This is a genomic window from uncultured Aquimarina sp. (genome assembly GCF_947492115.1).
Classification (GTDB): Bacteria; Bacteroidota; Bacteroidia; order Flavobacteriales; family Flavobacteriaceae; genus Aquimarina.
On the sequence record NZ_CANLMM010000003.1, the window covers coordinates 83655 to 99911 of the forward strand.

Sequence of the window (16257 nt, forward strand, 5' to 3'; positions counted from 1 at the left end):
TGAGAAAAATATTAGAAATAGGCTCTTAGTTGAATACTTCCTGTATGAATGGTATCATTATTTTCACTATTTCTTCCTAAATAAGAGACGTTTAGATCTAAATATTTGGTTAGTTTTTTTTGGGCTAAAAGAGACCAGGTGTAATTATCTCCAGGCTGTAAACCACTTAGCAATTGATAACCTACTGGAGAAAATGTATTTCCAGTAAAATCATTTTTGAAATAGTTAAATTCTCCACTTATCGATATCTGTTGTTTATTGGCATACATAAAAGAAACTCCTAGTTTTTGTTGAGTCAGTATTTCTTCTCCAGATATGTTTTCCTGATCATTTAACAAATAAAATATACTAAACTGTGTTTGCGGTGATAGCAAATAAGAAAGTTTAGGTTCAATCTTATAACCTTCTAAGACATAATTTCTATTGGTAAAGTTTTCTGAAATACTTTCTGTTGTGATCAGTTCATTTTTTAGGTCAAAAAGCCATGTTTTGGCCATTTTATGAGCAAATGTTAGTTGATGGCTATCGATACTATTTTCCTGAAGTCCAGTTACCTGTAAGTTTGTGTTTGTGGAGGACAGAAATGTGTACGATGTGGTATAGCGTTGTTTTCCACGATTAAAAAATAATGTATTTCTAAAACTTAAATTTAGTGCCAGCTCATTCTCATCCTTACGGAATGGATTGATGTCAAAGGAATTATTATCTCTCAAATTTTTACGATCTACGATATAAGAAGTTTGATTGTAGAAATGAGATAATAGTTTTTTAGTTTTATTTTCAGATCCTGACCAGGAAAGAGGGTTTAGAGTAATAATCTGACTAAGTCGATTTTGATGTGTTTTTACAAAAACCTGATTAGGTAGTAAAACCCTAAGGTAGATAGCTTCATCTGTAAACTGAGCAATTTCGAATTCTTCTAGTTCTTGCACACCGTTACTATTATAATCATTCCAGGTATGAGTTCCTTGTCCTGGATCTACTTGGATATAAGTAAATTCCTGCTGTGGTAATGTTCCGCTATTGGTTTCTAAAACAGTGTTCCAATTGATTTTACTTCCAAAAAATCGCTGATTATACAGCAATCGAGAGTTTAGTGACTGCTCATCTTGTCGGTTTTGATCTTCATTATCTAAGGTTCTGTAATTAACAAATAACGAAAGTTGCGTGTTTTTTGTGTTCAATAAGTTGGACTTTAAAAAGTAGGTGTTAGAGGTGCTCACTTTGTCCAGTCTATTGTTTCTTACACTATCATTTATACGATGTCGATATCCTATTTCTGCATAAATTTTGGTACTATCACCTACTCCGCTGTATATTTCGTAGGATTTAAATCGTTGGGTATTTAAGGTAAATGTCTGATCTCCAACATTAATTTCTTTGTTCTCTTCAGTAGCCATTTTAGCACCTATCCAGTTTTTGGGAAAGCTATAGGTAATGTTGCTGTACATTCTAAAGAATCGTGAGTCTAAAGTCTCATTTTTACTATTTAACAAACTTGAAAACACTCCAATACCTAATTTGTTAAGTCGTAGCTCTGTGTTTAAAAGATGTCTGTTTCCGTTATAATTTTCGGAAAAATTTAGGTGTTGAAAAGAGTATCTTGTGTATCCTTTTTTGGGATGTAGTAGTTCTAAACCAGCGGTAAAAAATTGTTGATCCCCAAGAGGATTGTTCAAGTTCCAATCTCTATTAAACTCCACATTATAGATTCTTTCAATGCTTTTAAATTCTTTCTGGATGTAATCACCATTAGCAAAAGCATTCATGGTCCAGCTACTATCTCTGGAGAAAATATTTTGTTGTATCTGCAGTCTTCCAGCTACGCCATCATTATCATCATCATCAATATCCGAAAATAAGTTGAGGTCATTTTTACTTCCAGAAATTTCAAATGATACTGCTGTTTTTTTTGTGGGCACATAAGAACCTTGTACCACAGCAGTTTGTAGTTTGGTAGGCGCTACAAGTTGTACAACAGGTGCATAATTACCTTGCTGAATACCATTAACAGGTGGTACATATTCAAAAATTCGACTTATCGTATTTACATCACCAACGATATAGTCTCCTTGATTGTCACCTACCAACGAAAAACGTACATTAAATAATTCATCTTCTGGATTATTGGAAAATATAAATACTTCTTGTCCATTGATTGTTTCTCTTCTATAGAGGATTTTGTTTTCACTAAAAATATCAGGTACAGCTGATGGAGATATCATTTGAGTAGGATCATCACCAGCGTTGGATAGAATTTCTTTTTGAGGATCACTTAAGTTTTGTTGTAAAGGTTGATTTTTTGCATCATTTTCAGAATATACAAAAGCACCAATTTTTAGTTTGTCACTTGTGTGTTCTCCGCCACCATAGACTATTATTCTAGAATAATTTCGTTCTGTAGTTTGGTATTCTATAGATATCCGCATATCCGAAGTAATGGGATAAGTGGGATTAAAACGTACTTCTCCTGCATTATAATCGATAATATAGTCTTTGTTCTCTCCCCGTTCTAGTAATAAACCATTTACATATACGCGCTCGCTACCAGATACAATAAGAATAAATAGTTCACCATTAGGACCTGTTAATTTATATGGACCTTGATTACCTTCTTGTCCAGTAAATTGACTACGGGTAAAAACACCTCTGACCAATGCTCCAGATGCGAATAAATTCGTGTTTGATTCTAGATGGTTCAAAGTTCCGTTAATGGATATACCTTGCACATTTTTGGTAAATCTGTTAAAATAACTAGTATTGTTTTGTAGTTGTACATCGCCTGCTCTTACATTCCAGTTTTTACTGTAGAGTTCAATAAATACCTGATCAAATTCATCTAGATTTTGCGAATATCCACTTTGTTGTACTGGCACATTGGCATCCTGAATAGAAGCTCTAAGCGAAATGTTATCACTAATCTTACCTGAGATTTGTAAATCTAGTTCAGAGTTTAATACCGTATTTTGGTTGCTGCCTACAGTAACACCTCTAGAGATACTACCATTAGTGGTAAGCCCATCAAAAGGAGTGAATTCTTTTTTGTTATTAACTTCGGATAAGCTGTATAGCTTTTGTAGATTCCCATTTTCCTTTACAATTAGAGATGGATCAAACTCAAAATACTTTTTGGTTAGAAAATCGGGATAACGATAATATTGTAATGTAATCGAATCATTTTGTGCTTGAATCTCTGGAGATAAAATTACAGACGCATTTTCAAAATTCACCTTGTAAAAAGTACTGTCTATAGCATTTCCTTGTTTTGAAAGCAATTTAAATTTAAAAGGATTGATGCTCACAGAATCAATGCGTATGGTATCGGTAACGGGTACTTTTTTACTTCTGAAATTTCCAGAAATATCCTGCCCGTATATAGTATAGGTACTAAGAAGTAATAAAAAACCTAAAACCGTAAAAATACGCATCGATACAAAACTAAAGTTTTTCAGAAACAGAGGCACTCCAGGCCCTTAAATTACTATGATTTGTGCAACAATTATTGATTGGATAGGTTTTTATAATAGCGATAACGATAAATATAGTGGTATGTTTTGTGATTTCGCATTTATTTAAGCAAAAATTTATGACGGATTATTTAGAAAATAAAAGTTGGTGGCGCAAAAGTAGAAGTTGGATTCTAGGTTTTTTCGCATTGATAAGTGGATTTGTACTTACAATTTTGGTACTGCTTGGTAAGCCTATAGGCGATTTTACAAAAGCAATGGTAGATCCGACGGTATATACGACTGCTTTCGAAATGGTGGAAGATGATCAACGTGTGATAGCACTCTTAGGCGAAGTAAAGCCTATTAGCGTTTTTGAATTGCTGGAAGGTGAAGTTCGGTATGAGGAAAAGAGTAAGGCTATTATGACTGTCGGAATCAAAGGTTCTAAGCAAAAAGGGAAATTAGACATTATCGCCAATAAATGGAATAATACTTGGCATTATGAATTAGTACGAGTACGAACTAAAAAACCCAAAAAAATAATTGAAGTCTTGGGGAATGAATAGTGTTATCTATTTTGTTTGGATATAATTATCATAAGAAAGAATTTTAAAATATCTTAGTAATACCCTTATAAACCAAACCCCATGAAACTATTAAAAACCATCGTCATTTTTGTGTTTTCCACACACGTTATTTTTTCTCAAAATACAATTAGACAAGATACATTACTAGCGGCTCAATATTATAAAAAGGCGGATTCTTTATTAGAAGATAGAAAGTTAGATAGTGCTATCGTGTATTTTGAAAAGGCATTGCCGCTATACAAAGAAGCAAAAGTTTGGGAGCGAGTCGCAGGTTGTTATAATGGGATTTCCGAAAGTTATTTCGAATATTCAAAATATGAAGAGTCATTGAAATCTGCTAAGGTAGCATTAAATATTTGCAATATTTATTTAGATGAATATAGCCTTCAAAAAGCAAAATCTTGCGAAAATATAGGGCAATATCATTTAAAGAAAACTGATTTAAAAAGAGCAAAAAACTATTTTGAAAAAGCTCAAGAGATATTTGCTTCTAAAAATAATAGTTCAGGAATTATTAAATCATATAATAATCTAGGTCAAGTTTACTTGGCAGAGAATGATTTTACTTCAGCGGAAAAGGAATTTAAAAAAGCTATCCGTGTAGATAAAAGTGAAGACAATCCTTTTCTCGCGTTTTCATATAACAATCTAGCTAGGATTTATTATATAAAAGCAAAGTATGAGGTTTCTATAGAATTTATGAGTAAGGCAATATTGTTGGAAAAAAAGAGATTAGGAGAAGATCACCCACAAATTTCTAGATATTACAATAATATTGGAACCATTTATGAAAGATTAGGAGAAGATAATGAAGCTTTATCTAATTATAAAAAAGCCTTAACTATTCAATTGCAAGTTTCTGGAGAAAATCATGGCAGTGTAGCTTCTTTCTATAATAATATTGCTAATATTCTATATTACAAAGGAGATGTTGATAACGCTATAAAACATATAGAAAAGGCTATAAAAATTAATAATCAAATTTATGGAGAAAACAGTCTAAAACTTGTTAACTATTATAATAATATTTCTTCTCAATACGTCTATAAAGGTAAGTTTGAGAAGGCTCTTTTTTATACTAAGAAGGCTCTCGAAATTTCCCTTAAGTATAAAGAAACAAGCAGTATTGAAATTGCAAATTCCTATAAAAAAATGGCTGCTATTTATTTTGCTTTGAGTAATTACGAGAAGGTGTTATTTTACTCAAATAAGTCTATAAATATTCTGGAAAAGTTATTTGGAAAAGATCATCTTAGTACAGCTGAACCATATATGTTTTTGGCTGAGATCAGTTTCTTAAAAAATGATTTTGAACAAGCTCTGTTTTATTATAAGAAGTCAGAAAAAATAAGAGTTTTAACTCTCGGAAAAGATCATAAGGATCTTTATCTAAACTACATCAAAATTGGAGAGTTATATTTAAAAAGTAAACAATATGATTCAGCTTTGTACTATCACAAAAAAGCATTAAATATACGTAAAACTACAATGTCAGAAGAAGAATATTGGGCTGTAAGAATAAATAAAGGGATTGGTAAAATTTATAGGAAAAAGAAGGAATATAAAAAAGCAATTTCTTATTATCAAAAGGCTATGAATATCAATAATAATAGATCTTTATCAGAGTTAATTGAAAATACTAATTTTAGTCAATTACAAGGAATTTTGTTCGCTTACATGGGCAATGCAGGTGTTAATAAGGACCTGTATCTTCAGGAAAAGGATATTTTTTATCTTAATGAAAGTGTCAAGAATTATAAGGAAGCAAGTATTATGTTGACTACACTAAGTACATTTTTATTAAATTATGAGGAGAAGCTACTCATTTCTGATATAGGTAAAATGCTATACAAGGAAGCAATACAAGCTAATTTACTTTTATACCAAGTTAAAAAAGGTCCAAATTTATTACAAAATGCCTACCACTACTCTGAAAAAAGTAGATCGGGTGTTTTAAAAGATTTGTTACAAGATTCCAATGCTAAAGGTTTTTCCGGATTATCATCGGACGTTATTGAATTGGAAAAAAAATTAAAAATTGACGAAGCTTATTATCAATCTAAAGTAAATGATGAATTATCTAATAGGGAAATAGATTCTTCCAGACTTTCAAGGTATGAAAGTAAACTCTTTCATGTCTCTCATAAGCAGGATTCTTTAACAGAAATATTAGAAAAAAACTATCCTAAATACCATCAGCTTAAATATGATAATGAAGTAATTTCTGTAGCCGAGGTACAGCAGAGATTAGATGACAAAATGACTTTGTTAGAGTTTTTTACGGCTGATAGTACTACGTATGCTTTTACCATTTCAAAAAACAATATTGCCGTAAAAGAACTATCAACTCCAAAATTAGAAGAGCAGGTTAAAGAATTTCAAGGAGCTATTACCAAAGATTATGAAGCATATAAGGGTATTTCATATAATCTATATCAAACCCTAGTAGAACCGATTAACAAAGAATTAGTAGGTAATCAGTTAATTATTGTACCAGATGGTCCACTTTGGCATCTTAATTTTGATTTACTATTAACTCAAGAAGATCCTTCTAACAATCCTAAGAATTGGTCATATTTGCTTAAGGATTATGCTATATCCTATGCCAATTCTGCTACCTTATTATTTAGAGATAGTTTAGAGCAAGAATCTGAGACTAATCCTTTGCAAGAATGCTTGGCATTTTCTTTTTCAGGAGAAGAAAATACAGAGATAGCCTCTACCAAAGTACGTTTAAGAATTTTACGAAGTGTAGGTGTAGATTTACCAGGAACGCGAGAAGAAATCGGTGCGATAGCAAATATTGTAGATGGTCAATATTTCTATGGTTCAGAAGCAACAGAACAAAATTTTAAAGAACACGCAGGAGGGTATAATATTTTACACCTTGCTCTGCACGGAGATGTTGATAATGAACGACCAGAAAATTCAAAATTATATTTCACCAAAAGTAAGGATACCCTAGAAGATAATTATCTGTATAGTCATGAACTGTTTGCGTTAGATATTCCAGCAGAACTTACTGTTTTGAGTGCATGTAATACAGGAACTGGTAAAATTGCCAAAGGCGAAGGCATTATGAGCTTAGGAAATGCTTTTCAGTATGCTGGAACCAAAAGTTTACTATTAACCAACTGGGAAGTTTCTGATGAAACCACTCCTAAAATTATGGAGTATTTTTATCGAAACTTAAAAGACGGTAAAAACAAAGCAGAGGCACTACAGCAAGCAAAATTGCAATTTCTTAACACTACCAATGAAGAAACTAATCATCCCTATTATTGGGGTGGATTTTACCTATTAGGAGATACAGCTGTTATAGAGTTGAAAAATGACAGTTCAAAATATTGGTGGATTGGGTTTGGTGTTTTAGCACTGATCTTAGTAAGTTTGTTTTGGTACAGAAAAAAGAATGCTTTGATCAGTGGTCAGGCATAATCATGAATTAAAATAGAGATACGTGAAAATAATATCATATAATGTAAACGGAATTCGTGCAGCCTTAAAAAAAGGTTTTATAGAATGGTTACAACAAGCAGATCCTGATGTGATTTGCTTACAGGAAATCAAAGCCAATAAGGAACAGCTAGAACTCGATGTTTTTGCCGAAGCAGGATATTCCTATAATTATTGGTTTAGTGCACAGAAAAAAGGATATAGTGGTGTTGCTATCTTATCCAAAACAGAACCAAACCATATAGAATATGGCACTGGAATCGACTATATGGATCATGAAGGGCGTAACCTGCGAGCTGATTTTGATGGAGTATCTATCATGAGTATGTACCTGCCAAGTGGAACTAATTTAGATCGATTAGAACATAAATTAAAATATATGGCAGATCTACAAGAATATGTTGATGAACTTAAAAAAACGTATCCTAATTTGGTTATTCTAGGAGATTACAATATCTGTCATCAGGCAATTGATATTCATGATCCTGTTCGTAATAAAAATGTATCAGGATTTTTGCCGGTAGAAAGAGAATGGATCGGTAATTTTATAGAGAGTGGATTTATTGATTCTTTCAGGCATTTTAATTCAGAACCGCATAATTACTCTTGGTGGAGTTATAGAGCAAATGCCAGAGCTAATAATAAAGGTTGGCGATTGGATTATGGAATGGTAGCAGAACCTTTAAGAGATAAACTAGAACGAGCTATCATTTTATCCGAGGCAAAACATAGTGATCATTGCCCAATCATGGTAGAGTTAGACGTATAAAAAACTCAGAATTAACCTACCAAATTGTCACACTAAGCATGTCGAAGTGTTATATTAGTATAATGAGATCTTATCAGTCTTCGACTTGCTTAGACTAACAGAAAAAACAAAAATATGATACAAAGAATTTTAATAATCATTTTTATTGGAGCTTTTGCCACTTCTTGTGTTTCTTCTAAAGTACATAAAGAACTAGAAGGAAAATATGCACGATTAAAAAGAGAAAATCGTTCACTACAAGATAAATATAAGGCATTACAAAAGGAAAGTGATGCTGATAAATTAGCTCTGGATAAGTTAAATGAAGCATATGATAAAACAAAGACAGAGAGAGACGAGTTACGAACTAAATATGATGCGCTTTCTTCAAACTATGAAAACCTAAAGAATTCCTATGACGCCTTAGGAAAGAATAGTGCTGCGGCTTTGAATGCCAACAACAAGAGAAATCGAGAATTGTTATCTCAATTAGAAGAAAAGGAAAGAACCTTAGCAGCTGAGCGTAATCGATTAGAAAAACTACAGAGAGATTTGGATAGCCGTTCTAAACGTGTAGATGAATTAGAAGGATTAATTGCTGCTAAAGATGCTAAGATGCAAGCGTTAAAATCTGCTATTTCTAAAGCACTAAGAAATTTTGAAGGAAAAGGACTAACCGTAGAAGAAAGAAATGGAAAGGTGTATATCTCTATGGAAAATAAATTGTTGTTTGATTCTGGTAGTTGGGCTGTAGGTACCCAAGGAAGACAAGCAGTAAAACAGTTAGGATCTGTTCTTGGAGAAAATTCAGATATTGCTGTGTTGATAGAAGGACATACTGATAATGTGCCTTATACTGGTAATGGACAGTTAAAAGGAAACTGGGATCTTTCTACCAAAAGAGCGACAGCTATTGTAGATTTATTACTAAAAAATCCACAAATAGATGCGCAAAACCTTACCGCTGCTGGAAGAGGAGAATACTCACCAGTGGCATCTAACGAAACATCAACTGGTAAAGCTAAAAACAGAAGAATAGAAGTGATTCTAACACCTAAGCTAGATGAAATTTCTAAGTTATTAAATGATATATAATTTAATTTATCTCCATAAAAAAAGCGCTCGAATAGAGCGCTTTTTTTATTATGTTGAATTAATACTTTAGTTAAACAAAGAATCTAAAATATCTCCAACTTCTTTATCATGATTCTGTCTCATTTGTTCCTTTACATTTAAAAGTTTTCTGTGAAAACCTTCAATTACCTCTTCAGAGTTTTTTAAGTCTAAAGGAATCATTTTTCCAGCTGAAGTAAGTAAATTATATTTATAAGCCTTTAAATCTGCAGGCTTTGATTTGTCTAAAACTTGTTCAACAGATATAGTTCCTTTACCAGTTACAACTGAAACTACGCTTCCTTGTGCGGTAACCTTATCAGTTTCTTTATTTAAATCAGTAGCTAAACTGTACAATTGAGTAAACGATTCAGCTCTTTGAGCCCACGTATCCTGTTGTGCTTGAGTGGTTAATCCAGCGCCTACTAAGAATAAAAGTAGCATTAGTTTTTTCATAATATTTGGGTGTTATAAATTTAGTATCAAAACTACGTATTTGATTTCACGTATTCCTAACGGAATAATTATAATTTTATTATTAAAGTTATCTTAAAAACTTGGTTTAAAATAACCAATTTAATTTGAAGTTTCCAAAAAGTGTGCCACGAATTTAGCAAACAAAAAATAAAATTCTTAAATATGCATAGAAGTGCTGTAAATTTTCATAACAAATTGAAAAAGTTTACATTGCTTCCTATTATAAAAGCGTAAAATCCAGTAAAACAGATAACAAAACAGCTGTATCAGACGTTTATAATACCCAAATCAAATAAAAACTATGAATAAAATGAAGCAGTTACCTATTTTTATACTACTACTATTTTTTGTGTGTAAAGGAGTAAGTCAGGAAAGTGAGGAGGAGTACTATGAGGAAGAAGGAACAGAAAGTGATGAGTACTCGGAAGATGGAGAAGAGCAGAAAGAAGATCAAGGGAGTTACTTCGATTTTTATCAATATTTTGATTTTACTAATGATGAGTACTCTAACGTATTGGATAAAGTAAATGATATGGAATCCGAAGACGAAAACTTATTGTACAAGTTTATCGTGGAGGTGCAGCAAGATAGGGTACTCAAAGGGCGTTTATTTAATGAGTTGGTTACCAAGCCAAAGAAAAAAAGCCGTTATAAAGGAAAGGATAGTCCTGGTTTCCCTTGTATTTTAAGAGGACTTATAGAAAATAAATCGGTGTACGATGCCATCATGAAAGATGGTCGTACTTCTGAAAGTCATGCAAGAAACGCCGCAACACTTTCAGAAAGAATTGTTCGCAGAAAATGTGGGGTTACCAAAAAAGCGAATAAACGAAGAGATGAACAACAAGATAAACAGGATGATTATCAAGAGGATTATGATGATGAAGATGACTATGATGAAGAAAATGACTATGATGAAGATGATCAGTAGTTGTCCTGTCTAATCTCTATGACAGGAGAGCTTTAAAAAAATAGTTATATTTACAATGTACATGAGTACGAGTTCTTTGTAATATCCATACTCCATAGTTTTTGAATTATGTATTAATTTTTTAAAACTATGATTATGAATTGGAAAATTCAAAAACTATTGAATGGAGAGACGATTGTCTCCAAAGAACCAGGTAATTCTATGTTACCTATTTTACAATCTAAACAACCTGTTATTCTGGAACCTGTTAATTGGGAAGACTGCGAAGCAGGAGATATTGTTTTTTGTAAAGTAAGAGGAAACTGTTTTACACATTTAGTTAAAGGAAAAAATGTAAAACGAGGATTACTAATCGGTAATAACCGAGGTCGCATCAACGGATGGACCAAAAACGTATATGGCAAAGTGATAGAAATATTACCGATGTCGTAAATTTATGTAGCGCAATAAGCGCTTTTTTTGTTTTATACAATTTCTCTAGACCTACATATTTAGATTTTATCTTCTATTTTTTAAATACAAGTCATTAAGAAGGCATTGGTAATAGCTCCATAAGAAAATATATTATTTCCCTCACTCAGAATGCGGTTTCCCTCATTATCGGTTTCATAACAACCATTTAGATCATACTTTTATATCAATCTAAAAAGATAACATGGTTGGATGAGCGAGGAATTAATTTTTTAGGTTGGTTAGTTGTGAAACGGATGTAGTTATGGGGTAAAACTGCATCCGTTTTTTTTAGGTGGTCACCAAATATTCTTTATAAATTTCTCTTACAAGTCTATGATATGAGTTTTTATGAATCACTACTCTATTCTTCTGAATTTCAATAAGAGGATTATAACGATGTAAAACTCTTTCCACAATTTTTTCCGTAAAAGCGGTTTTGAATGCAATCCGTTGTACGGCTAGTTGTCTATTTTCTTTAGTTAGATTTTTGTAATACGTATTAAGCATATTTTTATATAAAAAAGTGAGTGAATTTCTTTTTAAAGATATAAAAATATATACAAAAAAAATCAAAACATATATTATTATATATAATTGTTTTGCAAAATAGTGTGTTGAATACAAAAAAGAGCTTCTTAAAAATAGAAGCTCTTTATCAGGTTATAAGAGTAGCGAGTTGAAAAAAGAAACAACTCTGTTTTTTTGGTTGGTATTATTATTAGTGCTTTTTGTTCATCATTGCTAATGTTCGAAATATGTATAGAAACAATAATACCAAAATACTAAAAATTTCATAAGCAACTGTTATTCAGTGTTTTGTTTTTGTTTGGATTTTGTTTCATTAGATGAAATTGTAGATTATTTGGTCAATATTGTAGAGAAGATCCTCAGTTCAGAGTTTAATTATGATAATTTTTAGAATATCTAATAAGAGACTTTTTAATTTTGAGTCTTTATATTTCCAAAAAATTAAGTCGATTATATGAAGTATACTACGTTACCGAATACAGATATAAAAGTTAGTAAAATATGTTTGGGATCTATGACTTGGGGAGAACAGAATTCTGAAGCAGAAGGTCATGAGCAAATTGATTATGCTATTGATAAAGGTGTAAATTTTATTGATACTGCCGAATTGTATTCCGTTCCTGCTAAAAAAGAAACTCAAGGAAGTACAGAGCGAATCATTGGTAGTTGGTTAAAGAAATCTGGTAAAAGAGATGATGTAGTAATCGCTTCTAAAATTGTAGGACCTGCAGAATTCTCCAAGCATATAAGAACAGGTGGATTTAGTAAATCAGAGTTAGAAGATGCGATTCATAAGAGTTTGGAAAGGTTACAAACGGATTATATCGATTTATATCAATTACATTGGCCAGAAAGACAGACTAATTATTTCGGGAAACTAGGATATACTCATGATGAAAATGATCCTTGGAAAGATAATTTTGCTGAGGTTTTAGGGTATCTAAATGATTTTGTAAAACAAGGTAAAATTAGACAGATCGGTGTCTCCAATGAATCTGCTTATGGTTTAATGCGCTATGTAGAAGAAGCAAGAAAAGGAGCTCCTAAAATGATCACGGTACAGAATCCTTATAACCTTTTGAACCGTAAGGATGAAATTGGGCTTGCTGAGATTCTACACAGAGAAGATATGGGGCACTTACCATATTCACCACTAGGTTTTGGTATGCTAACAGGAAAGTACCTGGATGAAATCCCTAAGAATTCTAGAGTTGATCTTTTTCCAAACTACAATCGATATATGAATGAAAATAGTTATAGAGCTACTCGATTGTACAATGAAATTGCAAAGAAGTATGATATGAGTTTAACCCAGATGTCATTGGCCTTTGTGAATCAACAACCGTTTGTTACCAGTAATATCATTGGAGCGACTTCGATACAGCAATTAGAAGAAAATATCAGTAGCATTGATTTGGCATTGTCTGATGAAATACTCAATGAAATTAATGGAGTTCATACGCAAATTCCTAATCCAGCTCCTTAAATGAGCAGTACTAAATAAAAATAAACTTTTACTCGTTATAAAGTATAGTTGGCTCAATCTAGATTTCGTAATATTTTAAGAAACTCTAGATTGTGCGTATTAACAATATACTTTTATCGTGAAACAAGTAGCTTTATTTTTTTTCTTGATGTGGACTTTTTTATCAACAGGCCAGTCAGAATTTAATGAATTTGAAAATGGACTAATTTATTCACCAGAAGCTATCTCCAGACTTCAGGAAATTGTGGGAAGTAAAAACGAAGCATTCCGTAATTGTGATCTTTCCAAAGAGTTTTATTCATTTCCTCAAGCAAAAGGTTTTTTTATTAAAATTGAGTCTAATACTGAAGAGCTTATAGAGGATTTACAGTCCAATATTTCGTTAGATGATTTTCTAAAGAAAAATAAAGTCGAAGAAGTTCCAAAGTTTCGTTTGATTGTAAAATCAGTATACAAGAATTATAATCAAGAAAAGGTGGTAGAGATTAAAGAAGAACCTCAAGGAAGATCTTTAAAGATTGATCTTGAGGATTTTACTAATTTTCAGGATAAAAAATGGATATTCAAAAAGTATAATGATAAAAGCTTAGGTGTTTTTTACTTGGAAAAACCTTTGTTTTCAAGGACTATGTCGAGATCCTATGCAAGAATGATACAGTATGCGGAGTGTTTAATTGATACAAATACTACCATACATTCGGATCAAGCAAAAAAAACCAGGAGAATATCAAAAATTAAAAACGAAGAATTAAAAAAAAGAACTGCTTTTTTCAATTATATAGACCAAAATTTTGACGAAAAAGAACCTGAGTATTCTAATTTTGATAAAGAGGATTATAAACTATATCATGAGAAACATAGATCATGGGATAGAAATAGGACAAGCTTTATAAAAGAAGATTTATCAAAAAAGTCAGAATTTAATGAATTATTAGTAGAAGCCTGTAATGAAGCCATTGTAAAGAAAATTAGCCACAATGAATTAGAGGGTTGTATAGCCGCATATTACTCTAAAGAAAAAGCACTAGAACTTAAAAGAGGAAGGATAGTATACGGGAGGTGTAGCCAGGATCAAGGACCAAGAATTCATGCTATGAATATCGCACAACTTTCTGCGGAGAGTTATAATTGGGATGTGTTTTTAAGAGCTCATCTTAATATAATGAATGATCGTTTTCACCGAAATTCTGATGGTAGCTATGCTTGGGCTAGAAGACAAACATATATTAAAGAGTTGGAAGTGTTAAATATTAATGTTTCTGATTTAATTTATGGAATAAGTTTTAGGGTTAAAAATCCAAGTAAGAATCATTATTATTCTAATATTAGAAGAGTAGGTAGGGCGTTAGCCGAGAGTGACCAAAAAGATAAAATAGCTTCAGATTTAGTGAAAATTATTAAAGACTCTGAATTGGATGATTTCAACAGGTTGATTATGTTTTATATATATCATAATTTTAGATATTATCAGAAAGATACTTATACTAAAAGTCATATTGAATATATTGCCAGTCTATTACCAGAACACGTAAGGCCTAAAGTAAAAACTTAATCACCCAAATAAATACTCAACAACATCTTCAATTTTACCAACAAGTTGAATATTTATACCGCTATCAGGATTCGAAATTTTATTGTATTTAGACACAAAAATGGTAGAGAAACCTAATTTTTCGGCCTCCTGAATTCGTTGTTCTACTTTTGTAATTGGTCTAATTTCTCCGGCAAGTCCAACTTCGGCTGCAAAACAAAAATCCTTGGCAATAGGGATATCTTCATTGGATGAGAGTATAGCCGCAACCACGGCTAAATCAATAGCCGGATCATCCACAGAAATACCTCCAGTAATATTAAGAAATACATCTTTAGCTCCCAATCTAAAACCAGCACGTTTTTCTAATACTGCCAAGAGCATGTTTAATCGTTTTAGATTATATCCAGTAGCGCTACGTTGTGGAGTTCCATACACTGCAGTACTCACTAATGCTTGAATTTCTATCATTAAAGGACGCATACCTTCAACTGTGGCAGCAATAGCAGTTCCGCTTAGTTCTTCTTCTTTTTTAGAGATTAGAATTTCACTCGGATTTGTAACCTCTCTAAGGCCACTTCCTAGCATCTCATATATTCCCAGTTCTGAAGTTGATCCAAAACGATTTTTTAATGCTCTAAGTATTCGATAGACATGATTTCGATCCCCTTCAAACTGAAGGACAGTATCTACCATATGCTCCAATATCTTTGGCCCTGCTATATTTCCATCTTTGGTGATATGACCAATAAGAATTACCGGAGTTGCAGTTTCTTTTGCAAACTTTATCAACTCCGTAGTACATTCTCTGATCTGAGAAATACTTCCAGCACTACTTTCTATATAATCACTATGAAGGGTTTGAATAGAATCGATAATTACAATATCAGGTTCTGTAGCTTCGATTTGTCTAAAGATATTTTGAGTTTTCGTTTCTGTAAGGATTAAACAATTATCTGTTTTAGACTGAATACGTTCCGCTCGCATTTTTATTTGTTTCTGGCTTTCCTCTCCAGATACATATAAAGTTTTATAAGGTAATTTTAGACTAATTTGTAATAGTAATGTACTTTTTCCAATACCAGGTTCGCCACCTAATAACGTAAGAGATCCTGGTACTAGCCCACCACCAAGAACTCGGTTTAATTCTGAATCATCGGTATTATATCTTGCTTCGTGACTCGTGTCAATTTCTGAAATTTTGAGTGGTTTCGAAACTCTACGCTCTTTAGTTGAAGTACTAGGATCTTTCCAATCATTTTTTGAAGCCTTTTGAACTAATTCTTCTGCAATGGTATTCCATTCTTTGCAAGAAGTACATTGTCCTTGCCATTTAGCATATTGTGCACCACAATTTTGGCAGAAAAAAATAGTTTTTGTTTTGGCCATATCTTATTAATTGAAGGTAAAAATACTACTATTTATATTGTCTTTTCAAAAAGTATAAAAAAGAAAAGACCCCAAAATAGGGATCTTTTTATTCTTTAGTTTTAAAAGT

General features: G+C 32.1%; 12 protein-coding genes. 8 read left to right on the forward strand and 4 right to left on the reverse strand.

Features of this window, described 5'->3' with window-relative positions; genetic code table 11:
• Window positions 1-11 precede the first annotated feature (11 nt).
• Window positions 12-3428 carry a hypothetical protein gene (locus Q1A73_RS09910; RefSeq protein ID WP_299604867.1) on the reverse strand — a complete coding sequence of 1139 codons (3417 nt, stop codon included), beginning with the start codon at window positions 3426-3428 and terminating at the stop codon, window positions 12-14.
• 158 nt (window positions 3429-3586) lie between these two features.
• Here Q1A73_RS09910 and Q1A73_RS09915 point away from each other — a divergent pair, with 158 nt between their 5' ends.
• The 4 genes from Q1A73_RS09915 (at window position 3587) to Q1A73_RS09930 (ending at window position 9335) form a co-directional block, all read left to right on the forward strand.
• The gene (locus Q1A73_RS09915; protein ID WP_299604868.1) at window positions 3587-4015 is read left to right on the forward strand and encodes a cytochrome c oxidase assembly factor Coa1 family protein; all 429 of its coding nucleotides are present in this window, start codon (window positions 3587-3589) and stop codon (window positions 4013-4015) included.
• A gap of 81 nt (window positions 4016-4096) precedes the next feature.
• Window positions 4097-7474 (forward strand): CHAT domain-containing protein, encoded by a 3378-nt coding sequence (locus tag Q1A73_RS09920; protein WP_299604870.1) that lies wholly within the window; start codon window positions 4097-4099, stop codon window positions 7472-7474.
• A gap of 22 nt (window positions 7475-7496) precedes the next feature.
• Window positions 7497-8261 carry an exodeoxyribonuclease III gene (locus Q1A73_RS09925; protein WP_299604871.1) on the forward strand — a complete coding sequence of 255 codons (765 nt, stop codon included), beginning with the start codon at window positions 7497-7499 and terminating at the stop codon, window positions 8259-8261.
• A 114-nt stretch (window positions 8262-8375) separates the two neighbouring features.
• Window positions 8376-9335, forward strand: coding sequence for an OmpA family protein (locus Q1A73_RS09930; RefSeq protein WP_299604873.1), 960 nt, complete (start codon window positions 8376-8378; stop codon window positions 9333-9335).
• Between the two features lie 66 nt (window positions 9336-9401).
• Here the strand turns inward: Q1A73_RS09930 and Q1A73_RS09935 are convergent, their stop codons facing one another.
• The gene (locus Q1A73_RS09935) at window positions 9402-9809 is read right to left on the reverse strand and encodes a hypothetical protein (RefSeq protein ID WP_299604875.1); all 408 of its coding nucleotides are present in this window, start codon (window positions 9807-9809) and stop codon (window positions 9402-9404) included.
• 331 nt (window positions 9810-10140) lie between these two features.
• On the opposite strand from Q1A73_RS09935, the gene Q1A73_RS09940 reads away from it, so the two are divergent.
• Entirely contained in the window at window positions 10141-10761 is a 621-nt protein-coding gene (locus tag Q1A73_RS09940) for a hypothetical protein (RefSeq protein ID WP_299604877.1), read from the forward strand.
• Between the two features lie 135 nt (window positions 10762-10896).
• Window positions 10897-11193 carry a hypothetical protein gene (locus Q1A73_RS09945; RefSeq protein WP_299604878.1) on the forward strand — a complete coding sequence of 99 codons (297 nt, stop codon included), beginning with the start codon at window positions 10897-10899 and terminating at the stop codon, window positions 11191-11193.
• A gap of 309 nt (window positions 11194-11502) precedes the next feature.
• On the opposite strand, the gene Q1A73_RS09950 is transcribed toward Q1A73_RS09945, so the two are convergent.
• Window positions 11503-11721, reverse strand: a complete 219-nt coding sequence (locus Q1A73_RS09950) for a hypothetical protein (RefSeq protein ID WP_299604879.1) — start codon at window positions 11719-11721, stop codon at window positions 11503-11505.
• Between the two features lie 475 nt (window positions 11722-12196).
• Between Q1A73_RS09950 and Q1A73_RS09955 the strand changes: the two genes are divergently transcribed.
• Window positions 12197-13228 (forward strand): aldo/keto reductase, encoded by a 1032-nt coding sequence (locus Q1A73_RS09955; RefSeq protein ID WP_299604880.1) that lies wholly within the window; start codon window positions 12197-12199, stop codon window positions 13226-13228.
• 118 nt (window positions 13229-13346) lie between these two features.
• Window positions 13347-14780, forward strand: a complete 1434-nt coding sequence (locus Q1A73_RS09960; protein WP_299604881.1) for a hypothetical protein — start codon at window positions 13347-13349, stop codon at window positions 14778-14780.
• Here the strand turns inward: Q1A73_RS09960 and radA are convergent, their stop codons facing one another.
• Window positions 14781-16148, reverse strand: coding sequence for a DNA repair protein RadA (gene radA / locus Q1A73_RS09965; RefSeq protein ID WP_299604882.1), 1368 nt, complete (start codon window positions 16146-16148; stop codon window positions 14781-14783).
• Window positions 16149-16257 lie beyond the last annotated feature (109 nt).